The 25,685-nt window shown below is 52.4% G+C and carries 25 protein-coding genes; 20 read left to right on the forward strand and 5 right to left on the reverse strand.

Annotated features, from left to right (window positions below):
• Positions 1–93: 93 nt before the first annotated feature.
• A complete protein-coding gene (locus tag ABD949_RS29675) occupies positions 94–1,245 on the forward strand; it encodes a glycoside hydrolase family 5 protein (RefSeq protein WP_345250017.1) in 1,152 nt (383 codons plus the stop codon).
• 60 nt (positions 1,246–1,305) lie between these two features.
• On the opposite strand, the gene ABD949_RS29680 is transcribed toward ABD949_RS29675, so the two are convergent.
• A complete protein-coding gene (locus ABD949_RS29680; RefSeq protein ID WP_345250019.1) occupies positions 1,306–1,812 on the reverse strand; it encodes a GAF domain-containing protein in 507 nt (168 codons plus the stop codon).
• 166 nt (positions 1,813–1,978) lie between these two features.
• Positions 1,979–2,425: an NAD(+)--rifampin ADP-ribosyltransferase gene (gene arr, locus ABD949_RS29685; RefSeq protein WP_345250021.1), complete on the reverse strand. Its 447-nt coding sequence runs from the start codon at positions 2,423–2,425 to the stop codon at positions 1,979–1,981.
• Positions 2,426–2,583: 158 nt separating this feature from the next.
• Here arr and ABD949_RS29690 point away from each other — a divergent pair, with 158 nt between their 5' ends.
• Entirely contained in the window at positions 2,584–3,525 is a 942-nt protein-coding gene (locus ABD949_RS29690; RefSeq protein ID WP_345250023.1) for a DUF808 domain-containing protein, read from the forward strand.
• A 57-nt stretch (positions 3,526–3,582) separates the two neighbouring features.
• Here ABD949_RS29690 and ABD949_RS29695 read toward each other — a convergent pair whose 3' ends face one another.
• Entirely contained in the window at positions 3,583–5,142 is a 1,560-nt protein-coding gene (locus ABD949_RS29695; RefSeq protein ID WP_345250025.1) for a S10 family peptidase, read from the reverse strand.
• A gap of 290 nt (positions 5,143–5,432) precedes the next feature.
• On the opposite strand from ABD949_RS29695, the gene ABD949_RS29700 reads away from it, so the two are divergent.
• The 14 genes from ABD949_RS29700 to ABD949_RS29765 all read left to right on the forward strand — a co-directional run bounded on the left by ABD949_RS29700 (position 5,433) and on the right by ABD949_RS29765 (position 18,026).
• A complete protein-coding gene (locus ABD949_RS29700) occupies positions 5,433–6,593 on the forward strand; it encodes a tyrosine-type recombinase/integrase (protein WP_345250027.1) in 1,161 nt (386 codons plus the stop codon).
• A gap of 38 nt (positions 6,594–6,631) precedes the next feature.
• Positions 6,632–7,000 (forward strand): hypothetical protein, encoded by a 369-nt coding sequence (locus ABD949_RS29705; RefSeq protein WP_345250029.1) that lies wholly within the window; start codon positions 6,632–6,634, stop codon positions 6,998–7,000.
• Positions 7,001–7,059: 59 nt separating this feature from the next.
• A complete protein-coding gene (locus ABD949_RS29710; protein WP_345250031.1) occupies positions 7,060–8,520 on the forward strand; it encodes a hypothetical protein in 1,461 nt (486 codons plus the stop codon).
• A 132-nt stretch (positions 8,521–8,652) separates the two neighbouring features.
• Positions 8,653–9,036, forward strand: a complete 384-nt coding sequence (locus ABD949_RS29715) for a helix-turn-helix domain-containing protein (RefSeq protein ID WP_345250033.1) — start codon at positions 8,653–8,655, stop codon at positions 9,034–9,036.
• The gene (locus tag ABD949_RS29720; protein WP_345250035.1) at positions 9,033–9,269 is read left to right on the forward strand and encodes a hypothetical protein; all 237 of its coding nucleotides are present in this window, start codon (positions 9,033–9,035) and stop codon (positions 9,267–9,269) included. The genes ABD949_RS29715 and ABD949_RS29720 overlap by 4 nt, the downstream gene beginning before the upstream one ends.
• Positions 9,266–9,751: a VRR-NUC domain-containing protein gene (locus ABD949_RS29725; RefSeq protein ID WP_345250037.1), complete on the forward strand. Its 486-nt coding sequence runs from the start codon at positions 9,266–9,268 to the stop codon at positions 9,749–9,751. The genes ABD949_RS29720 and ABD949_RS29725 overlap by 4 nt, the downstream gene beginning before the upstream one ends.
• On the forward strand, positions 9,748–11,394 hold the full coding sequence (locus tag ABD949_RS29730; protein WP_345250039.1) for a hypothetical protein: 1,647 nt from the start codon (positions 9,748–9,750) through the stop codon (positions 11,392–11,394). Before ABD949_RS29725 ends, ABD949_RS29730 begins: the two co-directional genes overlap by 4 nt.
• A 213-nt stretch (positions 11,395–11,607) precedes the next feature.
• Positions 11,608–12,828 (forward strand): DUF6371 domain-containing protein, encoded by a 1,221-nt coding sequence (locus ABD949_RS29735; RefSeq protein ID WP_345250041.1) that lies wholly within the window; start codon positions 11,608–11,610, stop codon positions 12,826–12,828.
• Between the two features lie 161 nt (positions 12,829–12,989).
• Positions 12,990–13,280 carry a hypothetical protein gene (locus ABD949_RS29740; protein WP_345250043.1) on the forward strand — a complete coding sequence of 97 codons (291 nt, stop codon included), beginning with the start codon at positions 12,990–12,992 and terminating at the stop codon, positions 13,278–13,280.
• A gap of 572 nt (positions 13,281–13,852) precedes the next feature.
• Positions 13,853–14,158: a hypothetical protein gene (locus ABD949_RS29745; protein WP_345250045.1), complete on the forward strand. Its 306-nt coding sequence runs from the start codon at positions 13,853–13,855 to the stop codon at positions 14,156–14,158.
• Positions 14,134–14,709 (forward strand): hypothetical protein, encoded by a 576-nt coding sequence (locus tag ABD949_RS29750; RefSeq protein ID WP_345250047.1) that lies wholly within the window; start codon positions 14,134–14,136, stop codon positions 14,707–14,709. The genes ABD949_RS29745 and ABD949_RS29750 overlap by 25 nt, the downstream gene beginning before the upstream one ends.
• A 440-nt stretch (positions 14,710–15,149) precedes the next feature.
• Positions 15,150–16,457 carry a DEAD/DEAH box helicase gene (locus tag ABD949_RS29755; RefSeq protein ID WP_345250049.1) on the forward strand — a complete coding sequence of 436 codons (1,308 nt, stop codon included), beginning with the start codon at positions 15,150–15,152 and terminating at the stop codon, positions 16,455–16,457.
• A gap of 103 nt (positions 16,458–16,560) precedes the next feature.
• On the forward strand, positions 16,561–17,040 hold the full coding sequence (locus tag ABD949_RS29760; protein ID WP_345250051.1) for an ankyrin repeat domain-containing protein: 480 nt from the start codon (positions 16,561–16,563) through the stop codon (positions 17,038–17,040).
• Between the two features lie 344 nt (positions 17,041–17,384).
• Complete coding sequence (locus tag ABD949_RS29765) at positions 17,385–18,026, forward strand: collagen-like triple helix repeat-containing protein (RefSeq protein WP_345250053.1); 642 nt, start codon at positions 17,385–17,387, stop codon at positions 18,024–18,026.
• Positions 18,027–18,125: 99 nt separating this feature from the next.
• Here the strand turns inward: ABD949_RS29765 and ABD949_RS29770 are convergent, their stop codons facing one another.
• The gene (locus ABD949_RS29770) at positions 18,126–18,854 is read right to left on the reverse strand and encodes an SDR family oxidoreductase (RefSeq protein ID WP_345250055.1); all 729 of its coding nucleotides are present in this window, start codon (positions 18,852–18,854) and stop codon (positions 18,126–18,128) included.
• 190 nt (positions 18,855–19,044) lie between these two features.
• Between ABD949_RS29770 and ABD949_RS29775 the strand changes: the two genes are divergently transcribed.
• Together ABD949_RS29775 and ABD949_RS29780 are read left to right on the forward strand one after the other, a co-directional pair.
• The gene (locus ABD949_RS29775; protein WP_345250057.1) at positions 19,045–19,566 is read left to right on the forward strand and encodes a GNAT family N-acetyltransferase; all 522 of its coding nucleotides are present in this window, start codon (positions 19,045–19,047) and stop codon (positions 19,564–19,566) included.
• Between the two features lie 46 nt (positions 19,567–19,612).
• The gene (locus ABD949_RS29780; protein ID WP_345250059.1) at positions 19,613–20,377 is read left to right on the forward strand and encodes a cupin domain-containing protein; all 765 of its coding nucleotides are present in this window, start codon (positions 19,613–19,615) and stop codon (positions 20,375–20,377) included.
• 63 nt (positions 20,378–20,440) lie between these two features.
• Here the strand turns inward: ABD949_RS29780 and ABD949_RS29785 are convergent, their stop codons facing one another.
• Positions 20,441–23,569, reverse strand: a complete 3,129-nt coding sequence (locus ABD949_RS29785; RefSeq protein WP_345250061.1) for a PAS domain-containing sensor histidine kinase — start codon at positions 23,567–23,569, stop codon at positions 20,441–20,443.
• Between the two features lie 232 nt (positions 23,570–23,801).
• Between ABD949_RS29785 and ABD949_RS29790 the strand changes: the two genes are divergently transcribed.
• Entirely contained in the window at positions 23,802–24,815 is a 1,014-nt protein-coding gene (locus ABD949_RS29790) for an FHA domain-containing protein (RefSeq protein WP_345250063.1), read from the forward strand.
• An 8-nt stretch (positions 24,816–24,823) separates the two neighbouring features.
• A complete protein-coding gene (locus ABD949_RS29795) occupies positions 24,824–25,666 on the forward strand; it encodes a PP2C family protein-serine/threonine phosphatase (RefSeq protein ID WP_345250065.1) in 843 nt (280 codons plus the stop codon).
• The last annotated feature ends 19 nt before the right edge of the window (positions 25,667–25,685 follow it).

Genomic DNA, 25,685 nt, shown 5'->3' on the forward strand with positions numbered 1-25,685 from the left:
GTCTTCCGTCTATCGTTCAGCGGCTGAAATCGTCCAACCATGAGTAGTGCGACGGCTGATTGGCCTTTGTTAGGACGAGATCTTCTAACCTGCATGCAACGAAGAATATTTGTTAAAAATACCGGTATGCTGGCGGCAGCCGTGACTGCCGTCGGCTCCGATGCCTTTGCGTTATCGCAACCAGCACAGCCCCTGGCCAAAAACAAACTGCCCAAATGGAAGGGATTTAACCTGCTGGACTTCTTTTCGCCGAACCCGGCCGGGCAGCGGATCAAAACCACCGACGAGCACCTGAAATGGATGCGCGACTGGGGCTTTGACTTTGTGCGGGTGCCCATGGCATACCCGTCCTATCTGAAATTCGACCGCAGCCGGAATATAAAACCCGAGGAGGTGTACCAGATTGACGAGCAGGCGGTGGAAAAGATTGACAATCTGGTGCAAATGGCGCACAAACACGGCCTGCACGTCAGCCTGAACCTGCACCGGGCACCCGGCTACTGCATCAATGCCGGTTTTCATGAACCGTATAACCTCTGGACGGATCAACCGGCGCTGGATGCGTTCTGCTTTCACTGGAACATGTGGGCGAAGCGGTACAAAAACGTATCGGCCAAAAAGATCAGCTTCGACCTGCTGAACGAGCCTAACATGCGGGAGGATATGAATGATCAGCACTCCAAAAGCAGCCCCGTGCCGGGAGATGTGTACCGTAAAGTAGCCATTGCCGCGTCGGATGCGATCTGGAAGGAGAACAAAAAGGCGCTGATTATTGCCGACGGCAACCGGGGCGGTTCAGCCGTGGTGCAGGAACTGGCCGACCTGAACATTGGGCAAAGCTGCCGGGGCTACAATCCGGGTATCATCTCGCACTACAAAGCCCCCTGGGCCAATAAAGACCCGGAAAACCTGCCGGAACCCAAATGGCCGGGACAGGTGGGCGACCGCTACCTCAGCCGCCAACTACTGGAAGAACATTACAAGCCCTGGATAGACCTGAAGAATCAGGGCGTTGGGGTCCACTGTGGCGAGTGCGGAGCCTGGAACAAAACCCCGCATGATGTATTTCGGGCCTGGTTCGGCGATGTGCTGGACATTCTGTCGTCCAACGGCATCGGCTTTGCCCTGTGGGAGTTTATTGGCTCGTTCGGCGTCCTGAACTCTGGCCGTACCGACGTGGCCTACGAAGACTGGCACGGCTACAAACTGGACCGCAAGCTGCTGGAATTGATGCAAAAAGCGTAGAGCGGAAGCCTTAAGCGAGTCCGGATACCTTAGGTTGATGCCCCGGTTGCCCAGGGGATATTAGCTGCTGTAGTCCAGAACCCTGGCGGCTGCCAGAGCGAGCGCATTGATTGTATCAATTTCCGCTTGCGAGGGTTGGCGTTTCTCGCGGAAATAGGTGCCAAACGTACCTAAAACTTTGCCATCATAATTCTTGATCGGGGTGCTCCAGGCCGAAACGAATCCTATGGATAAGGGAAGATGACGTAACTCGGCCCATTTATCACCCTGGAGGAAATCAGAAGTTATTACCATTGAACCCGTTGCCGCAGCAGCCGCGCAGGTGCCAACCCTGGCATTCGGTTTAAGGCCATCAATAGCCGTCAGGTAGTCATACGGTAGTCCGGGAGAAGCACCGTTGCGAAGCAAACCCTCGCTATCCAGCACGAGAATTGATGAAACGGAATCATTGCCGGATGCGAGTTCAGCGGCATGGACAAGGTGCGCCAGGATTTTAGGTCTGGCGACACCTTCTTCCAGCATTTGTAATGCTTCCAGCACGGTTGTTTCAACAATTTCTGATGTCATCCATCCCAACAATTTGACTACTTAACGAAATAAACAACCAACATACTGAAATTATTCTACCTATTCAATAGAGTCTGTTTACTTAAATGGGAATTTATTATCGACAGGTCATTTCGGTTTCGTTTACCATAATCGGTTCATCGTTACGCAAGTCGGGTTATTTTGCTCAGTCCTCAATTGCCTCAATCCCAAGTTCTTTAAGACGTTCCAGGTGATCCTGCATAGCCCTGAGCTGTTCCGGGGTATGACCCTGCCAGTCGGTAACCTCACCGGTGACCCGAAGCGGATCACGGGTACGGTACGACTTTGTGGGGTTTCCGGGGTATTTCTTGTCCGTCAGGTTGGGGTCATCCTCAATCGGGCCGGTCGGCTCTACGATATAGATTCTGCCCCGCCCTTCGCCCAGGGCCAGTTCGGCTCCCCAAACAGCCGCATCCAGGGTGGCGGTCAGGTACACATAGGCCGCCTGCTTCCGTATGCCGTAGTTTGAACGGAAGCCAGGCCCGATCAGGTCCCCCGGCTTCAGGTTGGCCTTCGTGCCATGATAGAATGGCTGTAAATGCAGGTCTTGGTTAGACGCTGCCGGCTTGTCAGCCGGTCTGTCTGTTACCATTATCGTTACACCGGTTGTGGTTGAATGATAATATTAATGATTCTGCACGACCCAACAAACTTGTTAATCAAAAAGTGGCTCCTAACTTGCGGCCCGACTCAAACAGAAAAAACGTAAAGCGGTTTTGTAACGGAAACCAGGTAGAGAATAGATAACATATGCCTTCAGGATTTTTTGCTTTATTAGATGATATTTCGGCGTTGGTAAAAGTAAGCGCTGCCAGTTTAGACGATGTGCCTACCCAGGTTGCCAAAACGACCGGAAAAGTTTCGGGTATTGTCATTGACGATACGGCGGTTACCCCCAAGTATGTCGTGGGCCTCGATCCGTCCCGTGAGCTTTCCATTATTTACCGCATTGCCAAAAAATCGCTGATCAATAAACTGCTTATTTTAAGTCCGGCGGCCTTGCTGCTCGGGTACTTTGCCCCCTGGGCCATTACGCCAATTTTAATGGTAGGGGGTGCCTATTTATGCTACGAAGGGTACGAAAAAGTGCATTCTATGTTTAGCAAGCACCACGATGAGCCCATTGAAAGCGAGGCAGTAAAAGTAATTACGCCGGAGGAATTGGAACAGGAACGGGTTACGGGTGCGGTTCGCACGGATATTATCTTATCGGCAGAAATTATGGCCATTGCGTATAGCCAGGTAACGGGCCAGCCAATTGTAAACCAGATTGTGGTGATGCTGGCCGTGGCGGTTTTTATTACCGTGGCCGTGTATGGGTTTGTGGGCCTGATTGTGAAAGCGGACGATTTTGGGGTTCACCTGGCCCAGGAAAAACACCACCCGGCTACGCAAAAAATTGGTCGTGGTATTGTAACGTTTATGCCGCGCTTCCTGGCTATCCTGGGCTATGTGGGTACGGCAGCCATGCTTTGGGTCGGTGCCGAAATCATTGCCCATGGCATACCATATACCAATCAGTTACTGCACGATTTAGAACATGCCTTAGCTGCCATACCGGCAATAGCCTGGTTGGCCAAAGTGCTGGTTAGTGCTATTGCAGGACTGATGATTGGTTTTGTCGTTGATAAGCTTGTAAAACTGGTAAAGCTGATTTTGCCGGACAAACGGGTGGCAAAAAATGCAGCATAGCCAAAGCAGCAAACCTGCGCCAAGGCAGCTGGACGTCTTGGCGCAGGTGTACAACTTTTATCGACCTCCCTCCGTATACTTCGCTGGAGCGTTGTTCTTGGGCATGGTTTTCTGAATGAACTTTCGCAGGTTTTCGTTGCTGGAGGCCAGGTCTTCTTTGCGCAGGTACATCATGTGGCCACTGCGGTAACCTTCCCAGTCCATGCGGTCTTTCAGCTTACCGCCGGCGTCCATCTGCCACAGGTTGTACTTGGCGTTGAAGTAATCGCAGGCGCCATCGTAATAGCCGGATTGTACCAGCACGTGCAGGTAGGGGTTCTGGGCCATGGCCTGCCGCAGGTTCTCGCCGGTCTGGTTGTTGGTATTGTCCCAGGGGCGCACCGGCCCAAACATGTAATATTTCAGGTCGGTCTTGTAGTTGAGCTCTTCGCGCATAAACAGGTTGATGGCGGGCGTAAACGAGTGCAGCCAGGATGTCAGCTCGGAGTTATAATCGGGGGCGATACCCGCATCCTTGCTGTCCATACCCAGGTAGCGCGAGTCGAGCCGGCCGACGGTTTGTCCCCGGTCGCGGAGGAGTTCTTTCCAGAAGAATTGGGTGGGTACATCCAGGTTCTGCTGCATCACGGCTTTCTCCGACAGACCCGAGTAGCGGGCGACTCTGGCGGCTATCTCTTTCCGCTTCTGGTCGCTCAGCGCACCCCCCATGGCCAGCGCGGGCAGGTACTCGGCCATGGTAAACGTCTCGACCTCCGGCAATATTTCGGTCAGGTCTTTCTTCTGCAGATCGGGCGGAAGCATTTTGTGGTACCAGGCCGTGGCGGTAAAGTAGGGCAGTTTCAGGGCTCCCTGAGCCGGACCGGCGCGGTTGATGCCCAGATCGGTGGGGGATACCAGCACCACGCCGTTCAGGTACATCCAGTGGCTGTTTTGCAGCTCCAGCGCCAGACCTGATACCCGCGTGGTGCCGTAGCTTTCGCCGATCAGGTATTTGGGCGACGCCCAGCGGTTGTAGCGGCTCACAAAGGTATTGATCCAGTCGGCGAGGTATTTGATATCCTGATTAACGCCAAAAAAGAGCTTGGCCGCCGGAACATCTTTGTTGGCGGGACGGGAGAAACCGGTATTCACTGGGTCGACGTACACAATGTCGGCCACATCCAGAATGGAGTGCGGGTTGTCTTTGATACCGTACGGCTGAACGGGGTAGCCCTCGTCGTCTACTTTCAGGATGCGCGGGCCGGTATAGCCGATCATCATCCAGACCGAGGCCGTACCGGGGCCGCCGTTAAACGAGATGACCAGCGGCCGGGTCGAACGGTCGGCAACATCGGAGCGCTCGAAATACGTGAAAAACACACCGGCAACGGGTTTGCCGTCTTCGTCCCAGACCGGAATGGTGCCGGCCGTGGCTTTGTAGGGAACCCGCTGGCCTTTAATGGTGACCTGACCGCTGGTGACCACCTGCGAGTCAAGGTTCAGCGTGCGGCTTTTGGCCTGCCCAATGAATGTTTCTTCCTTCGGAGCAGGTTTGTCTTTATCGGTGGCCGGCTTCTGGGCGTAGCTGCCGGATAGCGTCAGGCAAACAGCCAGACCGAGTAGTAACGTTTTATTCATGATCCTAAGAATTCACAGGCAATAGCGGCCTGCCACAATAAGGTGGGTACTTTTCCGGTGAAGATAAATAAATTTGCTGAATGTAAATTTATTTACCAAAATAACGATATATAAAGTCATAAGCTAAATGGTTAAAATCTCTCTATACTGCCAAAAAAAGCCTTTTTTGTTGCCTTCATTATTGGTTTATTTCGTCTTAGTGCTTGTACCTTTTAGGGGTAGTTTGTACCTTTATCGTATCCTGATGCAAGGGATTCTAATACGAGGTACAAATCTTAGAGCTAAGGAACATGAATGTATCATTACGCGAAAAGCCAATCAGCGACGGGCGCAAAAGTCTTTACCTTGACTTTTATCCTGCCATCCTGCACCCTGACACCGGCAAGCTTACACGTCGGGAATTTTTAGGACTGTATATTTACGCCAAACCCCGTTTGGAGCTTGAACGGCAACACAACAAGGAAACCCGGCTGTTAGGCGAAAACATACGCGCTCAGCGGCAACTGGAGGCCCAACGCGGGTATTATGGTTTCCTCAGCAAGAAAGCGGAAAATAAAGACTTTTTGGCCTACTTCCATGAACTAGCTAAAAAACAGAAGTCAGAAGGGATTTTTAAAGGTAGCCGTAACAGTTGGATGAGCGTTTACCGCCACCTGCATTTGTTCACTGATGGTCAGTTAATGAGCAATGACGTTACCGAAGAGTTTTGCCGTAACTTCAGAGAGTACCTGACCTCAGCCACTTCTTTAACCCTGCCTAAGTATGGCCGCGAATCCAGCCGAAGCCCTGAAAGTCGCAAACTAAATCATAATTCCGCCGTTGCCTACTACACCGTTTTCAAAGCCTCTTTAAAGCGGGCCGTTGATGATAAGATACTAGCCGCCGACCCCTCACAGAAGGTAAAGCGGCTTACCCGAAAAGAAACGCAGAGGGAGTTTTTAAACCTTGCCGAACTGCAAGCCCTTGCCCGTACCGAGTGCGACTTACCCGACCTGAAGAGGGCCGCGCTGTTTTCCGCCCTCACTGGCTTACGTTACAGCGATATTGCAAAGCTGGTTTGGTCGGAGGTGTATTCTGATGAGACGGGCCATTACCTACGCTTTACGCAAAAGAAAACCGAAGGGGTAGAAACCATGCCGTTATCTGATTCGGCCTATCAGCTTTTAGGCCAGCCGGGAACGGCAACCGAAAAGGTATTCCCCCGTCTTGCCTATTCGCCCTGGCAGAACCAGAAGCTACAGTTATGGGTATTTGCGGCAGGCATTCACCGGCCTATTACCTTTCATGCGTTCCGGCATACGTTCGCTACGCTTCAGCTTCAGCAAGGAACCGACATCTACACCATATCCAAGCTACTTGGACACCGCGATATAGCCACTACGCAGATATACGCTAAGATCATCGATCAGCAGAAGCGGGACGCTGTAAATCGGCTAAAGATTGACCTGTAAGTTATTCTCACGTTTTTTACCTCTAACCGCTTCAGTTTATGCAAAAAACTACCCAAAAGGCTAAGGACAATTACGGACAGCTAGCAGGCAAGGATATTAACGCAGAGGCTATAGTTAATCAATCGGTAAGTGGCAGTGGCAATCAGGTAACCGGTACAGGTAGGGATATGATAAGAATTACCCAAATAGGCAACGGCAACATAAACGCAGGCACAGGGGGGAAAAATTACGTTCGGCAAATTCACCACCACAATTACTACCACAACGCCCCGCCCGAACTGCATACTGCATTGACCTACCTTATCGCTAAGATTGAAACCTTAGAGCGAAAAATAGATGCACTATCAGCAGAGGTAAAGCAGCTGAGGCAACCCCAGGCAACAGAACTGCTTAATACCCTGAATTAATCCTAAACCCGGTATCCTGGAACAATACCGGCTTACTTATTACCTCAACATCTGGAGCAATGGAACAAGAGGAACAACCCATTATACCAAAGCCAAAGCCCGTTAATCTGGTTGAACTAGCACTCAGAGAACTAGGAACAACCCCTTACACCAAAGAGAATCAAATAATCTACATTGAACGACGGATTCGTAAGGCCATAGAACACTGGTTGCCTATTCACATAATTAGGATTAAGGCCGATTTAACCTTACTGGCAAACCCCGCACAGGAAACACTACCTTTTCTGCAAAGTCAATTAGAGCAGGCCGGACAGACGCTAAAGGAGTTTGACAACTGGAGAACTCTTAGAACGCAGAGCCTTGAGCAGCTAGTTATTCACCTTATCAGCTACAGCCATTTCATACTAGATCATAACAAAGAATGGCTGATGCAGGAGACCGCGCTAGGAGCAAATGAGTACGTAGAAGGCTGGAAAGAGTTCCTAGACTGCACATTACCAGAAGTGAGAAGATACGAGGAGGCTTGCGGCTTGTCTGCTTATATTGACTGGCTTAAACAGGAAATTGAGTCTAAACAAAACCCAAAAGCAGCTTCTATCCCGCTGTTACCAGAAGTTAACCTAAAGAGGCTAGAATATGCCTACCCGGTAAAAGTTGCTATGGACGAACTAGAAGTACCAAAGCCCTTTACCATTGACAATCTGATTGCTGATGTAGAACGCCGAATGCAGGAGGAGGAAAGCTTATACGGCATAATAGATGCATCCATCCTGAAGGAAGAAATAAAAGCAGAGCTAAGGCAACAGATCAACCCCTCAGAGGAAGCATTACCCTACCTGAAAGGCATTTACAGCCGGTATTTTGATTTCCTGAAAGCGAATAATCCAAGCTGGATAGAGGCAACAAAGCTAAGCCGACAGCAGGCCAGCAAAGAAATTGCAGAATGGGGTTTTCCTATTCCTGAAAAGCTAACCAGCCCCTTAACCTTTCCTGTTATTACAGATCAGGTAGAACTACGGCAAGCCTGGCTTACATTCCGGCAAGCCACTAATCAGGACGTTGTGTACTACAGCCACGCTTACGCCTGGTTAGATTTTCTGGAGTGGCTAAAAACGGAAATGACCAAGCAAACAACCCCTCAGCCGATCAGCCAGCCGCAAGAGCCGACAGCCACCGCAGCCAGTGAGCAGCAGAACGGTAAAGCAGATCAGCCGCCAACCTCAGCCGTATTCATTGTCCCTGAAGCCAGAGCCGGACTATATGAGGAAATTACCCCCTATGTAGATGAGGCTGAACGGTCCGTCCTTAGAGGGCTTTTAGAGGGGGCCACCTTAGAGAAGCCTATTACTATACACTGCCAGCAAAACGAATTTGCCAAAGTCTTTCATCTGTATTTGAAGGCATACCAGATTACCCGTAAAGGCAAGCTTTTTGCTCACTGGTTATGTTCAAATTTTCAGCGTAACGATGGGGGGAAAATAGTACCTCTTACGCCAAGTACGATGGAAGCCCATATGTAAGGGAAATGGCTACCTAAGTCTTAATTTACCGTCTCCGTTGTTTCTACTTTGTTTCTCCGTTAGGGCTTTCCGGTATTGAGTCGGATAGCCCTTCTTTTTGTCTTTTGCGTCGGTACTAACGAACACCGACCAATGACAGTAGACTTTCAAAAACTCGTAGAAGATGTCAGCGGCATAAAAGATATGCTACTGACGCTAACCGCCCGACTGGACAATCAGCAGCCAGCCACCGCCCCGCCCGCTGATGAGATTCTAACCGTAGGACAGGCAGCGGATTTATTAGACCTGACCACCGCAACGGTTTACGGCCTGGTTTGGGAACGTAAGATACCCTTTGCCAAACAGGGTAAACGGCTTTACTTCAGCAGGCAGGAGTTAACAGAGTGGATACGTTCAGGCAGGCAGAAAACCTCAGCCGAACTTACCCAGGAAGCCCGCCAACTAATCGAGCATAGGCAGACCCGCCGAACCCGTTCCAAAGAAGCTAAGAGCAAAGGAGGGCTAACGGCAGCATGAAGCCTATAGCCCTTGCCGATGCCAACGGCCTGCAACTTTCCCCCGCTGAAACCGTCGAACTATTCTTACTCCTCAACAGAGTAGCCGAAAAGAGAACCACTGAGGAGGACCGCCGTTTTGCCTACACCCTGCTTTTACGTTCAGCCAGCCTTTACCCCGGCTACGCTGAAACGACCCGCCAAAAGCCACTAATCCGGCCTACACACGGCAGAGGGAAAGGAGGCAGGCTGTGAACCAATATTTGCAGGAGCTTATCAGGCTTGACCTTGAAGCCAAACGGCTGAAGTGTCCCAATGTTCCGGCCTTTGCCATTAAGCCAACCAAGTACAGCGATAAGACCGCTAACGACCTTACCCGCGCTATCATTCGCTGTATTGAACTGTATGGAGGTTATGCCGTACGGGTACAAACGCAAGGCCAATTCAATGAAAAGTTAGGCCGATGGACAAAGGGAACTACAAAGACAGGTACGGCAGACATTCACGGCATTTACAACGGCCAACACCTCAGCATAGAGGTTAAGATAGGCCGCGACAGGCAGAGCGAAGCCCAACGCAGGACCGCCGATCAGGTTAGCCGTTCAGGAGGCCTGTATTTTATCGCTAAAGACTTTGAATCCTTCTGGCAATGGTTTCATGCCATTGACGCAAACAGCCCCACCAACACCGCTTTTCAGCACCAGCCCGTAACACAAAAAGAAAGGAGGCCCGAATGAGCAGCTTTGCAGCATTACCCACCGAACCCCCTGGAGCGTTGGAACAGTCCGAAGATACGGCTTATTCCCAGGCTTCACAACCTGACGTTATCGACGAACTTGAGGCAACAATCAGCTACGATGCTGAGCAGGCTAAAGACATGAGGCCAACGGTAGTTGTCCTTAAGCCAGATTACGAGGTTGCTATTGACCTATGGCTTTTCAAATTCAACCCAAAAGCAGAGGTTTGGGGGTTTGCCGGAATTTACCGAGATGGAGCGTTAAGGGTACTGGAGCTAAAGGGATATTACAAACGCTACCGGCCCGACGAAAACAGCTTTTACTTTATTCAGTCTGAGGAAAACATCATTCATGAGGTCATTACAACCCGAATGCTGGATTCTGTAAAAGCATATGTCGAGGCAGACCGGACGCATATAAAACAGGGACCGTATGAAGCCACGTATGAGGCCCGCAGCGAAACGCTAAAGCGGCAGGTACACTTACTCTTTAACGACCGCTTCTTACAATCCCTGGCCACCCACACAAGGCCAATCCTGCAGGACACAAAAGACCGCTGTTTTATTCCCTTCAAGAATGGCATAGTTGAGGTAACGGCTAAAGGTATTCGTTTACTGCCTTATTCGATGCTAGATAAATCCTGTGTCTGGAGAACCCACGTAATTCAGCGGGACTTTAAGCCAAACGCGCCTACACATTGCCACTTTGCCACATTTCACCGGAATGTATCTAATGATGAGCCGGACCGAATAAAGTCGATGATGTCGGCAACCGGCTACCTGATACACCACTATAACAGCCCCTCAGACGGACAGGCCGTAATTCTCTATGATGAAGAGATAACAGACGGTAAGACACCCCAGGGAGGAACCGGAAAAGGAGTATTCTGTAAGGCTACGGCTCAGTTTAGGCCCGTTGCTGTAATCGATGGTAAGAAGTTTGACCCAAACGACCGCTTCTGTTTTCAGCAGGTCAACTTAGATACGGTCATTATTCAAATCGATGACCCAGACCGAAAGAAGTTTTCCTTTGAACGGTTTTATTCTGTCCTGACTGAAGGGATAACGGTAGAAAAGAAAAACGAACACGCCTTTAAAATTCCTCTTCTGGAGAGTCCCAAAATTGTTATCAGCACCAACTCGGTTTTGGAAAGTGAAGGGTCCTCCAATATCCGGAGGCAGTTCGTTTTAGAGTTCTCCGACTACTACAAAAAGCGTATAAAGTTTGGGGAAAAGTCTAACCCTATCGTTGACGTTCACGGCTGTACATTCTTCACCGATGATTGGGACGATGACGAATGGAGCCGGTTTGACCGCTACATGGTCGACTGTGTGCATACGTACCTAAAGGACGGATTACAACCGTACAAGTCCCGCAATGTAGCCGCCAACCGCCTGAAGCAAATCACTGGAGACGACTTTTTTGATTGGGTAACGACCTGTGATGAGGGAGCCGGTTTAGTGCCAGATCGGGAGTACCAGACCGCCGAACTGTTCAACGATTTTAAGACCCGCTATGCAATTGACGATCTAAAGCAGCGAGGGTTTACCAACAAGATCAAAGCCTATGCAGCCAGTAAAGGGCTAACCTATAAAGTCAGTCCTGATAAGAAGATACCTAAGTTTTCTCTCCTCAAACAATAGGGGTTAGGGGTTAAGAAAGCCTATTATTATTGGGTATATATATTTTGAGGTAAAAACAGAAAAAACATACATACCCCTCTATAATAGTATCCTTAACCCCTAACCCCCGTTTTTGATTTTGTAAAGCGCTTATTTACAGTAGGCTATAAAAATAGCAGCAAGGAATTAAGACAAAAGCAGCTTACACCCGTAGTGATGAGGTCAACCAAAATTATGCAGCCGAAAACCTACCGTTATCAGCTTCACTCCAAAGCAGGGAAGATCAATTGTCCTGATTGCGGAGAGAGACACAAACGCACCCTCAGCCGGTATATTGATACCCAGACCGGAGAGGCATTACCTGAATGGTTCGGACGTTGTGACAGGCTGGATAATTGCGGTTACAGCCTCAGCCCTTACGACAAAGGACCGTCGGGAATGAGCTACGCTGATGAGGTCAGAGAGCAGGACCGGCAAGAGTGGAAAAGCCGCCAACCGATCAGGCCGACCCTCAGAAGCCCCAAAGCCTCAGCAGCCCCAAACCCGCCAAAGGTTGCAGCCTCAGCAAAGCCCGCCCAGCCTATCTGCAGCTTTCCTGATGAGGTGTACCGCCAAACGCTGACAGCCTACCACCGCAACAACTTTGCCCGCCTGCTATGGCAACAGTTCGGCATAGGAGCCGGTAACGAATTACTAGAACGCTTCAGAGTGGGAACCCTCAGCCGTTGGCCCTACACCGGAGAGGCAGGAGGAACAATCTTTTGGATTGTTGATGAGCAAGGGAAAGCCAGAGGTGGAGAGTTAAAACTTTTTGGCCCTGATGGACATACCCTTGATAAAAGTTGGGTTCATACTGCCTTAACTCAGAAATACAAAAAGAACCGTCAACCCGTACCTGACTGGCTAACCGATTACAGCAACAACGCCCCTAAATGCCCCTTTCCTTTTGGCCTTCACCAGTTAGCGACCGAACCGACAGATAAGCCCGTTGCTATTGTGGAAGCCTGCAAAACAGCGGTCCTGTGTTCGGGCTATTTCCCGGCTTTTATTTGGATGGCTACCGTTGGGCTATCTTATCTTAAAGAAGAACGCTTACAGCCCTTAAAAAGCCGTTCTATTGTCCTGTATCCTGATGCCAGTACCACCGGCAATGCTTACCAGACCTGGAGCCGCAAAGCTGAGGAGCTAAGAGCCGTTGGCTATAAGATCAGCGTATCTGATTACCTGGAGAAGCGGGCAACGCCAGAGGAGAAAGCAGCCGGATACGACCTGGCAGATTACCTCCTCAAAAGAGGTAGAGGCTACCCGCCTGAATGGGATAACCTACCAGATCAGCAGCCAACCCACCGGCTAATTATCAGCCCCAGGCTGAGGGAACTTGCCCCGGCATTGGCTGAATGGTTAGGTATTGATATTGATGAGGTGAAGCTATGGGGCTTTGCCCCAATCCTATAAGCCTGTTAACTCTTATCAGTATGAGATACACCCAACGAACAACCGTTAAATTTAGGCAGGGTTACCCCGCAACGACTGTTTACTTTCGTATCTGCAAATACACAAAACAGTGGTATTGCTCACCTGAACGCAGAGGTAACTATTCCCCCATTGGAGCCGAATTGCTACGATTAGAACGAGCCGCCCGCAAACTGTCATGCCTTGTATTCTTTCGCCAATGTCCCGAAACCAAGCAATACTTCACCACCCGCGACCCTAACCAGCGCTGGAGTGATGAGGGCAGACGGATTTGTGAGCAGCGGGAAAAAGAGAAGAAAGCGGTACTATGGCAGCGGTATAAAGACCGCCCAGAGGTCAGAGCTAAACGCAAAGAACAGGACCGGATGAGGAACGGAACCGAACGGCGAAAGGCAAGCCAGCGCACCTGGAGAGAAGCCAAAAAGAGCAGTTAGTAGGGCAGACCACCCCACCGCTAAGGGTATGAAGTTAGTTTAGTGTCAAAATTATTACCCCCCCCCCAGGGGGGCTAAAGTAGTCCTCAAAAAAACGCCTTTTTGTACACCGCTGATGCCCTAAAAAAAATCCGTGTCAAAATTCGTTTGGTTTTCTTTCACTGGTAACATGGAAATATACCCCGTAAATCAGCCCTAATACGCCGTTTTTAAGTCCATAGATCAGCAAAATACAAATCATAAAAGGTAAAAAACTGCCATAAACTGCCATTTATTGCCCTATTTTATGCCATTTTCAGCACTTTTTGAGCCTTAAAACAGGCATTTACAGGCTATTCAACCCCTATTCAGACCCATTTCAGTAGGTCTGTTTTTGTAGCTTTTCTGCCTTTCCAGAGCCTACAGCGGCTTTTTGTGTGGAGGTATACCCCCCCCGGTAATTTTGCACGCGTTTACTTGCGCCTGGTCATGCGGTCGTATTTAATGAAGTCGGCAGAGATGCAAACCACCCCCCGGCCTTTGCCTAAGTGAATAGGGCATTGTAATTTGTGTAGCACACATTCTGTAACCCAATGGGACTAGAGATCAGAAACGGCAGACCCTATTATTACCGCAAGGTCAGAAGAGACGGTAAAGTTACCTCTGAGTACGCAGGCAGCGGCATAGTAGCCGAATACGCTGCATTGATGGATGAGGCAGACCGACCCGACAAAGAACAGCAACGGGAAAGCAGTCGACAGCAGCGAGAAGCTGACCGTAAAGCCGATCAGGAGTTACTAAGCCTGGAGCAATCATTAAACGAGTTATTCACCGCCGTAGCCCTGGCCAATGGCTACCACAAAGTAAAACGACAATGGAGAAAGAAACGCCAGCGGTAAACCCACCGGCTCAAACTAATCAGGAAAGGTTAGAAGAAGCTAAACAGGTTAACGACCGCCTGTATGACCTGATGCACCGATGTAACAACCCGGCCAAACCTGACCCCCAGGCCAGAAAGGAGCTAAACAGCTTTATTGCTGAGGGAGGGCCAATCGTTACCGAAATAATGAAACGGCAGAACGGACTTTACAGCTACGCGCTAAGCCAGCGAATAGATAAATACGGTGGAACCGATGCCTTCAAAGAAACAATCCTATTCAAGTGCAATGACCTTAGAGATAGGCTAGGGTATCAGGACGCTAACCAGCTTGAACGGCTTGCTATTGCTCAGGTTGTTCTTTGTTGGCTAAACCTTCACCTAACCGAGTTAGGCTATAGCGATGCCTTTTCACGGTCCCTTACCTTGACATTGGGTATCTACTGGGAGAAGCGGTTAACAATGGCTAGTAAACGCTATAACAAGGCACTGGAGACGCTTTCTAAAATGCGTAAGATGAAGCTTACCGTTCAGATCAACAACGCCCAAAACCAGATAGTAAACAACGGGTAAGGCTACGCGCCCGCGTAGTGACCCCCGAAAAATCTACAGTTCGCAGGAAACAGGCTTTTTTACCTTTTTTCTGGAGTCGAAAAACTCTTCAGCCGCGAACAGTAAAGCCGTTGCCGTACGACCCTAAAACAATACTGCCAACTGCTAAAACCTATATAGGCCCGTTGGCAGTTGGCAGTATCAGCAGACCAGCCAACCGACCAACCAGAGCAGCAAGGCCAATCCAATAAGGCAGGCAATGTAAGGAGCTAGTAAGCGGAGGTACTTTATCAGCTTCATACGCTGGAGACGCTGACACCTGGAAGCGGTCACAACTTGGAGCAAAAAGCCCAAAAAGCTGTTAGTTTGTCGTTTTTAGTGCCTTATTTGTACCTTAACTTTTGTGTACTTCAATAAGTGCAAGATTTACAGGCAGTTACTATAAAACTATAATTTTCTGAATGCAAACCAGCCAGATCATAGCCAATTTGGGTATCGAAGCCTTGAACCCAATGCAGGAAGCTGCCCACCAGGCGATTTTACAGGATACCGATACGTTCCTGATTGCCCCCACCGGTTCCGGTAAGACGGTGGCCTTTCTGTTACCCATTCTGCGGCTGCTTGACCCTGACCAGTCGGGCGTTCAGTGCCTGGTGCTGGCACCGTCGCGGGAGTTGGCGCTCCAGATCGAGCAGGTCTGGCGTAAAATGGCGACCGGCTTTAAAGTCAACGTCTGCTATGGCGGGCACCCCATGGCCGTCGAAATCCAGAGCCTGAGCCAGCCGCCGGCCCTGCTGATCGGCACGCCCGGCCGTGTTGCCGACCACCTGGACCGGGGCACCGTCGATCTGTCGGCCGTGCATACGCTGGTGCTGGATGAGTTCGACAAATCGCTGGAACTGGGCTTTCACGACCAGATGGCGTTTATTGTTGAAGGCCTGACAGGGCTGCGCAAACGCGTGCTGGTCTCGGCCACCGCCGGCGTTCGGATTCCCTCGTTTGTCGGGTTACGGTCGCCAACCAAACTCACGTTTGAGCGCGAAGAAGAGGCCGGGAGTTTGGCCATGAAACTGGTTCTGTCAGACGAGGAAGACAAACGAACCACGCTGATTAACCTGCTCGGTTCATTCAACGGGGAGGCCGCCCTGATCTTCTGCAACCTGCGGGAAACCGCCGAGGACGTCAGTGATGCCTTGAAGCGCAAAGGGTTTTACGTCACCTTTTACCACGGTGGCCTGGAGCAGGACGACCGCGAACGGGCCCTGATCCAGTTCCGGAACGGCAGCATTCCGTACCTGGTCACCACCGATCTGGCAGCCCGTGGGCTGGATATTCCCGAGATGAAGCACGTGATTCATTACCAGCTGCCCATGCACCAGCACGAGTTTCTGCACCGCAACGGCCGCACGGCCCGCATGCACGCGTCGGGTACGGGGTACGTGCTGCTCCACCCCCAGGAGCCGCGACCACCTTACCTGGATGCGTCGATGGAGGAGTTGGCGGTAGCTTCGCAAAATTTCCGGCCGGAGCCGCCGGAGTTTGTAACCGTGTATATCAGTGGTGGCAAGAAGAACAAGCTGAACAAAGTCGATATCGTCGGCTTTTTCTCGCAGAAAGGGGGGCTGGAGAAAGGCGACCTGGGGCTAATTGACGTGAAGGACTTTATCTCGTTTGCTGCCGTCAACCGGCGTAAAGTGAACGACCTGCTGGCGCGTATCAAAGACGAAAAAATGAAAGGCAAAAAGTATAAAATTGAGGTAGCCCGGTAGGGTGTTGGTAGACTGGTTGATTGGTTCATTAGTTAACTGGGTGTTCGGAAAACCAATAAACCAATTTACCAGTTAACCATTGAACGAATCAATCAACAAAACCATGTCATTTTACTCAACCCGGCCCGAAGACCTGCTGTTTGATGCTGCCCGCAAAGGGGATGTCGACTACCTTAAGCAACTTGTAGAGGCCGGAACGGATATGAACATCCAGGATCGTAAGGGTTTTACGCCACTCATCATTGCCGCCTACGATGGCCACCTGGAAGCTGCCCGCCTGCTGCTCGACGCCAACGCCGACGTAAATGCCCAGGATGCCAGCGGCAACACGGCCCTGATGGGCGTCAGCTTCAAGGGCTACGCCGATATTGCCCAACTGCTGCTGGAACGGGGTGCCGACGTGAATCTCCAGAACGGCAACGGTGGCACCGCCCTGATGTTTGCCACCATGTTTGGTCGTAACCAACTCGTCAAACTCCTGCTCGAAAACGGGGCCGACCGCTACATCCAGGATCTCCGGGGCCAGACCGCCCACGACATCGCCATGATGCAGGGGAACGAAGAAGCGCTGACGATGTTATAGGCTTGATCCGGTAAGGGTCGTATCACCTTCAAATTTGAGCCGGCGTTATCTCAACGAATCTGAGGTAGCTCCGGCTTACCTTTTGCAAGCATTCAACTCACGGTTAACTGAGCCGATAAGCGAGTTAATCTGCCGGACCGATTTTGTGTTTTTTGGGTTCAGAAGTATTCTCTTCGTTCTTCACCTGCGTTTTAAATATAATTAATACCGGTTCAAGGGGCGTTTTTCACGGTTCGGTGTTAAGGTTGCCGGAGAACTCATGAATAAAGCAAAACTTTGTCATGCCCAATGGGGCAACGGCGTATCTCACGCTGGAAAAAACAACCACATCCACACGATCACTCATGAAAACGTATGCATTCCTGATGCTGGCTGCGCTAATCAGCCTGGCATCCTGTAAAGATGGAGAAGTAGGTCCGCAGGGACCAAAGGGCGATACCGGTGCCCAGGGTCCTAAAGGGGATACCGGCGCTCAGGGTCCGAAAGGTGATCCGGGTATTCCAGGTACCGGCAGCGCCTGGAGTTATATCTACGAAAAGCAGTCGTCAAACGTGATGGCCGGAGGGCCCGTGTATGATGCCACTACCAAACAATACACGTCCTTTGGCCGCAAATCATTTACTCCCGAGAAGTATGCCACCATTGCCGACAAGGGTGTTGTGCTGGTTTACCTGCGGGATGGCGTTAATGCCTGGACGCTCAGTACGATAACCACCCACTTTGTGATCAGCGATTTGGAAACACAGGGTGCCCGCATCGAGACAGTCGCACGGACTGAACGGGATAAAGTAGAGGTAACGGCGAAATTCATTAATGATTTGAACAATGACCAGTCGCTTAAAAACTACCGATTTGATGTCAAGATCATTCTGATTGAGCCAACGGCAACGGTCGTCAACGACATTCGGACGGGTCGGCTGGACCTGACCAATAGTCAGGCTGTTGAGAAGTATCTGACCATTCAAAAACAGCAGTTGATTCGATAAGCGCTTTACGTACCCAGAAAACCCAGGCTCTTCGCATCACTGTGAAGAGCCTGGGTTTTCTGGGTATTCTGCCATCCCGCAGAAATTGAATGGCAAAGCCTACTTTCCCGGTCGCGACGGGCGAACCTCGATCTTACTCGGCAGCGTGCGCGGGTGCATACGAAGAATGTCCAGCACCAGGTGACCGATGTCTTCCGGTTGAATCTTCCAGGCATCTTTTTCGCTGGGTTCGTGGTTGTTGAAGTGCGTAGCCACCGAGCCGGGCATAATGGTGCTTACTTTGATGCCTTCATTGCGCAGGTCGAGCATAACGGCCTGCGTAAAGCCGACCAGTCCAAATTTGCTGGCGTTGTAGGCGGCACCATTCTCAAAGAAGTTGGTACCGGCCAGGCTGGCAATGGTAATAAAGTAGCCCTCTGATTCCTTTAGGGCGGCAATAGAGGCTTTGGCAGAGTAGAATACGCCGGTCAGGTTGATGTCGATGGTTTCGTGCCATTGCTCGGGCGTCAGTTCCTGAATCGGGGCGAAATGCCCGATACCGGCATTGGCGATAACGTAATCCAGCCGGCCCCATTGTTGCAGGATGGTGTCTACGGCCCGCTGCTGCGAAGCCAGATCCCGAACGTCTGCTTCAATGCCGATGGCGGTGGCCCGGTCGGCCTGCGCCAGGTGAATGTTGTTGAGTTTAGCAGCCGCTTCGTCCGCAGCCTGCTGAAAGCGGCTTGTAACGGCTACGTTTACGCCTTCCTTGATGAGTACTTCGGCAACGCCGTAGCCAATGCCTTTGGAGCCGCCGGTAATAAGGGCTGTCTTTCTGATGTCTGCCATGGTTTGGGTGACTGGTTAATTGGTTGATTCATTGGCTGGAGTGCCAGCTTACCTGGATTTGGTTAAACAGGCCAGGGAACCTTAAAAATAACGGTTGTGGGCGGTGAAGGTTTACCGGTCAGGGACAATTTGGCGCAACGGGATACGGCATCCGATTGGAAAGCAGGTCAATAATGAATAGAATTGCTGCATGATTACCTACCGCGAAGCCTTACCGGTCGATGCCGAGCCTATTGCCCAACTCCATGCCCGAAGCTGGCGACATGCCTACCGGGGGATTCTGTCTGACGATTACCTCGATAGTAATGCGCTGGACGATCGCCGGGCCCTATGGCAGGAACGCTTTAATCGGCCGGCCTATAGTCAGTATATCCTGACGGCCATCGAAGACGATCAGATCAAAGGATTTGTCTGCGTGTACCGGGATTATGATGAGCAGTGGGGAGCCCTGGTGGATAATTTGCACGTAAGCCGGGAGTTGAAAGGACAGGGAATTGGTAGTGAACTGTTGCGTGGTGCAGCGCGCTGGGTTCGCCAGACCAGTTCGCATCCGGGCCTGCATCTGTGGGTGTTTGAGCAGAATCTGGCGGCCCGGCGGTTTTACGGTTATCTGGGTGGTGAGAGCGTTGAACGGGCTGTTAAGGCAAATCCTGGCGGGGGAGATGCCGTCTCGCTCCGGTACGTCTGGCGGACAGTAGATTCCCTGCTTTAACTACTTAGAACAACGATCAGGTAATTTCCTGTACACGGTACATCGTATGTTAAAAGCTGTTCTAGCCGGGGTGGTTCTTTGTTTGCTGCAGTGGCCGCTGCTGCCATCGATTCAGTCAAAAGTATATACCTGGCGGGAAACCCCGGTCATCCGGAAAGCTAACTCCGAACAGCGAAAGATTCTGGACGGAGAAACACTGGACTTCCGGCATATGGCGGTCCATGCGACTACGCTGCCGGCGCATCAGGCTCCGCACCCGGCGCACAAACACAATGACGAAGAACTCATCATCATCAAAGAAGGTGAGCTGACCGTAACCATCGAAGGGAAGACAAAAACGCTCGGTCCCGGCAGTGTCGCCCTGATGATGCCCGGCGACGAACATGGCTTCGAAAACAAGGGGGATAAACCGGCGACCTACTATGTCATGCGCTATGAGTCAAAGGAGCCGGTGGATCTGGAGCGGGGCCAGAAAGCCGGCGGCTCATTCTGGGTCGATTGGAACGAGGTAGCTTTTAAACCCCATGACAAAGGCGGTATCCGGCGCATGTTTGACCGCGCTACGGCCATGACCAAACGCTTTGAGATGCACGTCACCACCCTGAACCAGGGATTATGGAGCCACCCGCCCCACACGCACCGGGCCGCCGAGATCCTGCTGATGATCGACAATAACGCGCAGGAGAGCATCAACGGCGTTCTGCAACCAGCTACCACCGGCGACCTGATCTTTCTGGAGTCCAGCGTTCCGCACGCTATCCAGAACACCAGCCCCGGTGCCTGCACCTACTTCGCCTTCCAATTCGAGTGAAGAGAGAGGAGTGATGAGTTAAGAGTGATGAGCGATGAGTTGCTGGCGCGTCAACTTAACTCATCACTCAACAGTCCTCCGCATCGGCAGAATGATGTGGAAGGTAGCGCCCTGGCCTTCCCGGGCCTCGGCCCAGATCCCGCCCTGGTGGTTGTTGACGATCCGCTGGCAGAGGGCTAATCCGATACCGGTACCTTCGTACTGTTGCCGGTGGTGGAGTCGCTGAAAAAGGCCGAAGATCTTGTCGGCAAACGCCGGTTCAAAGCCAATACCATTGTCGGCTACGATAATCTCACAATGCGGCAGCCGGTGATTCAGCGTTTCAAAACCGTTAACCTCCTGCGCCGACAGTTGCCGGCTGGTGATGGTAATGACCGGCGGTACACCCTCCCTGGTAAACTTAAGCGAATTGCTGATCAGGTTGTAAAAAAGCTGATTCATCTGCAGGGGAACGGCGTCGATGGTGCCTAAATCCCGGTACTCAACCCGCCCGTTTTTCTGGGTCAGCAGCAGGTCGAAGTCCTTCAGGACGGTGGCAATGGTCTCGTTCAGGTCTACCTCCGCAACGGACTGCGCATTGTGGTTGATGCGCGAAAAGTCAAGGATGTTTTTGATGAGCACCGACATGCGGTTTGCCGACTCCTCGATTTTGTGCAGGTACCGGCGGCTTTCGGCGCCAATGTCCTCCTGAAATCGTTCGGTCAGCAGGCCGGAGTAGATCTGAATTTTGCGCAGGGGCTCCTGCAGATCGTGTGATGCCACGTAGGCGTAGCGCTCCAGTTCCTGGTTTGACTGCTGAAGCTGGAGGTTCGATTTCTTGAGTTCTTCCGTCCGTAACTGCACCAGTTTTTCCAGCGCCTGCTCGGTCATGCGCTGGGCGGTAATGTCCTGCGATGTGCCCCGGACCAGGTACGGAACCCCCTCGTCGGTGAAAAATACCCTGGCCTGCGTGTGGAGGATGCGTTCTTCGCCGGTCTGCTGGTTGATAATGCGATACTCCAGGTCCATCCGGCCACCCGACACCGGGTTCAGGGCCGCCTGAAACCGCCGGTCAAGTTCCGCCACGTCGTCGGGATGCATGCACCGGGCAATCACTTCCGGCGTAACCGCTTCCGTGACGCCCAGCCACGTTTTCGTGCGGTCGGCGGTGGTCATTTTGCCCGTCACCAGGTTGTTGGTCCAGGTGGCCAGTTCCGCCAGGTCAACGGCTTCGCGGAGGCTTTCTTCGGCTTCCTTCAGCTGCCGGTTAGCCAGTACCGATTGGGTAACATCCACCGCCATGTTCAGGATAGCGTATACGTTGCCGTCGGCATCCCGCAGGGGTTTGTAGGTAAAATTGAAGTAGAAGGTCTGCAGTTTTCCGTCGACCATCAGGTTGGCCTGGTCTTCGGTCGCCTGGTAGGCAACACCGGTGGTATATACCTGAGTCAGCAGCTGGTAGAAGGGCTGGCCCTCCAGTTCCGGCAGAGCCTCACGCAGCTTTTTGCCGATGACGGAGGCATCTTTGCCCCAGAGTTTCAGCATGGCCTCATTGGCGAGCTGAATCACCATGTCCGGGCCCGAATACACGGCCGTGGCCATGGGCGCGTCCAGCACTAGGTTTTTGAAACGCTTCTCACTTTCTTCCAGTTCTTTTCGGGCCTGCACCTGCAACGTCACTTCGGTGGCAACGACCATGATCCCGTTGATGGAGCCGCTGGCTTCCCGAACGGGGGCATACACGAAGTTAAAGAAACAATCTTCCAGCCGGCCTTTGCGCTGGAGCTGAGCCAGCACTTCGTAGCCGTAGTGCGCGTTGCCGGATTGGTAAACCCCTTCGAGCAGTTCAACAAAACCCTGCCCTTCAATTTCCGGCAGCGCTTCCAGCAGGGGCTTGCCGATGATCTCCGGCCCTTTCCCCCACAGGTTGAGAATGGCTTCGTTGGCCGATTCAATAACCAGCGTCTCTCCCCGCAACAGGCCAATGGCCATGGGGGCCTGCATGATCATGCTGCGGAACCGGGCTTCGCTTTCAACCAGAGCCTGCTGGGTGGCCAGTTCAGGGCGCATATCCCGCATCACGGCTCCTACCGCTACCGGATTGCCGCTGTCGGGGTCATCGATGCGAATGGTGTTGTTGAAAACGGGAAAGATTTCGCCGGTCTTAAGGTGGCGAACCAGCATCACCCCCGACCAGCGCCCCGTATTCATCACCGACGGTAATACTTCCTGTTCTACAAGCGGGAAATGCTCGGGCGCGTGGAGTTCAGAAATCGGCGTCTCCAGCACCTCCTGTTCGTTTTCGAAACCCAGCATGTCCCGACCGGCTTTGTTCAGGTAGGAGTTACGACCGTCCAGTTCCAGGATCGACATCAGCTCGATGCTGTTATCGACCAGGGCCAGCATTTTTCGCTGTGCTTCCTGGGCGATCAGTTCCGGCCGGAGGTCGCGCATGGTAAATCCCCGGCCAATGGGCTTGCCGGTATGCGGATCATCAATCCGGATGCCGCTGGCGTGGCACGGTATGAGTTCACCGGTTTTAAAATGCCGGAGGGTTACGCGTCCCGACCAGGATCCCTGGCTCAGCAGGGTTGGTACGGCAACATCCCTGATCACGCTGAATTGGTCGGGGGTGTAAAACTCGGGTACGGTCTGTCCGGCGGTACTTCCTTCGTCCAGCCCGACCAGGTCCCGGCCCGCCCGGTTGATGTACACCACCTGACCTTCCAGCGTGGCAATGGCCATAAAGCTGAGGCTGTTGTCGACCAGCGCCTGTAACCGCTGCTGGTCCTCCCGCAGCGCCACATCCTGGGTGATGTCCTGGACAATGGAAAACAGGCTTTCGGGCTGTCCGGCATCACCCGGATTGACGGTCGTATGGAGGCTGATCCAGATGACCCGCTTGTCTTTGCGGACGCACCGATGGCGCGTGACCAGCGAGCCTGACCGGTTGGCGGCCAGGTCGGCCAGTTGATGCTGAATACGGAGCATATCTTCGGGATGCGTTATCAGCGTAAAAGACCTGGCGAGGAGATCGTCCGGTTCGTACCCCGTCATCCGGCAGAATGCCTGGTTAACTTCGACAAAGTTGCCGGTGGGGTCGGAGACGACGATGCCGACCGCTGCATGCTGAAACGCACTCTGATACCAATTCCCGGCTTGACGATGGGCGTTCTCTTTACCGGTTCTGATAGGGGTATAGTCGTTGGTCATTCCTGTCGGGTTGCTCCTGCCTGGATTAAGAGGGACGAAACTACATGTTTCAATCGGTATTCATTCGCCTGTATATAACTTTTCCTGCCCGCCATAGGAATGTCCATCCGGTAAAAACTTATTTTGTTGCCTGTTAACTGGTGTAATCCGCGTAACTTCATCAACAACTGCCATAAATTAGCGTTTTAGGAATATACGATGTAATTAGCAACAACCATTCATACTTGATTTAATGGAGAAAGAGCCCAATAGCCTGTTGCAGCAGCTGAGCAGGCTCCTTGTTCCGAAGGTCCCGCAACAGTCGGGTGGGGCTGCCAATGTGGTTACCAATGAGCGTATCCTCGGCGAACTGGCAGACTGTTTCAAAACGTCCCTGCTGGCGGAGAGTGTAGGGCATAGTTTGTTATTCAATACGAGCTATTTTGTGATCCTGCACCCCAAAACCTACGAAGAGCGGTTGCCGGCTCTGCCCGTGATCGTCGACGAAGCCGTGCGACGCTTTTATGAGCTGCTTCGGAAGCGCAAAGGCCCCGAAGACAAGATCATGCCGGTGGCGTCGCACTGGTATTTCAAGTTTGGGCCGGGTACGGAGTTCAACGGCCGGCTGATCGGCCGCGAAGACATCGAGGTGGTCGGCTCCCTGGCCGGGGTTTCGCTGGCGGAACCGGCCCAGCCCGAAGCGTTTTCGGCGGCCAGCGTCAAAGCTACCGTACGGGTAAAAAACACGAATATGTTCGATAAGCTGGATATCAACCAGCTTGCGTTTCAGCATATCGATTTTCGGGAAGCCGGCACTTTTGCTATTAAATTTAATCCGGAACTCGCCGGTGAAGACAAACCCCTGATCCTGCCGTCGGCTCCGCCGGTGGCCGCTCCGAAACCGGTTCATCCGTCGGCGCTGGCCCGGATCGACTGTTATATGGCCGACACAAATACCGAAAAGACGTATTGGGTGGAGGAGCGTGAAATGGTGGTAGCCCGCAAGGACCCCGACAATGAAACCTTTCCGAACTACCTGCGCCTTGACTCTCCTTATGTCTCAAATCCGCACGCCCGCATCCGGTACAACGAGGACGATGGCCGTTTTCAGATGGTATCGTACAGCCGCAACGAAACGCGGGTGAACGAGCAGGTAATCGAACGGAGCGAACCCGCCAGTCCGCAGTGGGTGGACCTGCCCGACCGGGCGCAGATCCTGCTGAACGGTGTCGTCACGCTCACTATCCATTATAACCCCAAAGGCTAGTCTGTTCAATGAATTCTTTGTTACTTTCGGCGCAGACCGACACGGGACAGCAGCGGCAGGATAACCAGGATACGTTTATCAGCACTCCGCTTTGGGGGGCGCATACGGCCCTGTTGGTGGTAATTGATGGCGTAGGGGGCTATGCCGGGGGCGACAAAGCCGCTACCATCGCCCGCGACTGCATCAGCCGCTACATGGCCACGCCCAACGGTGATCCCCTGACGATGCTGCGCGAAGCGGTCGTGTACGCCAATAACCAGATTGTTGCGTATCGGGGGCATGACCCGGCCCTGGCGCAGATGTGTTGCGTGCTGACGGCCGCCCTGGCCGATGCGCAGGCCGCTACCCTGTCGTTTGTGCACGTAGGCGATACCCGGCTGTACCGGTTCCGGCAGCATTCCGTCGAAAAGCTGACGCGGGATCATTCGCTGGTGGGTGCCCGCGAAGATGCGCAGGAACTTACCGAAGCCGAAGCCATGAACCATCCCCGGCGGAACGAAGTGCTGCGGACGGTCGGGTCCGAGCTGCACCGGGTCGATGATCCGGATTTTCTGGAGTGGGGCCAAACGAATTTCCAACCGGGCGATCAACTGCTGCTGTGCAGCGACGGATTAACGGATATGCTGACGCTGGCCCAGGTAGCGGCTGTGCTGAACCGGCCCCTGTCGCTTGACGATCAGGTAACTGAACTGATCCGGCACGCAAACGAACGAGGGGGGCAGGATAATATTACCGTGGTACTGGCGTGCTTTCCGGCGGAGAGGGCAGAAGGGGAGGGGGAAGCGCCGGCGGAGGTGCCCGTCAATAATCGTACGCAGGTGGTAACCACCTATCAAAACCAAACTGATTGAGCCCCAAGGGCCACAACCA

Source organism: Nibrella saemangeumensis (assembly GCF_039541915.1).
Taxonomy (GTDB): domain Bacteria; phylum Bacteroidota; class Bacteroidia; order Cytophagales; family Spirosomataceae; genus Nibrella; species Nibrella saemangeumensis.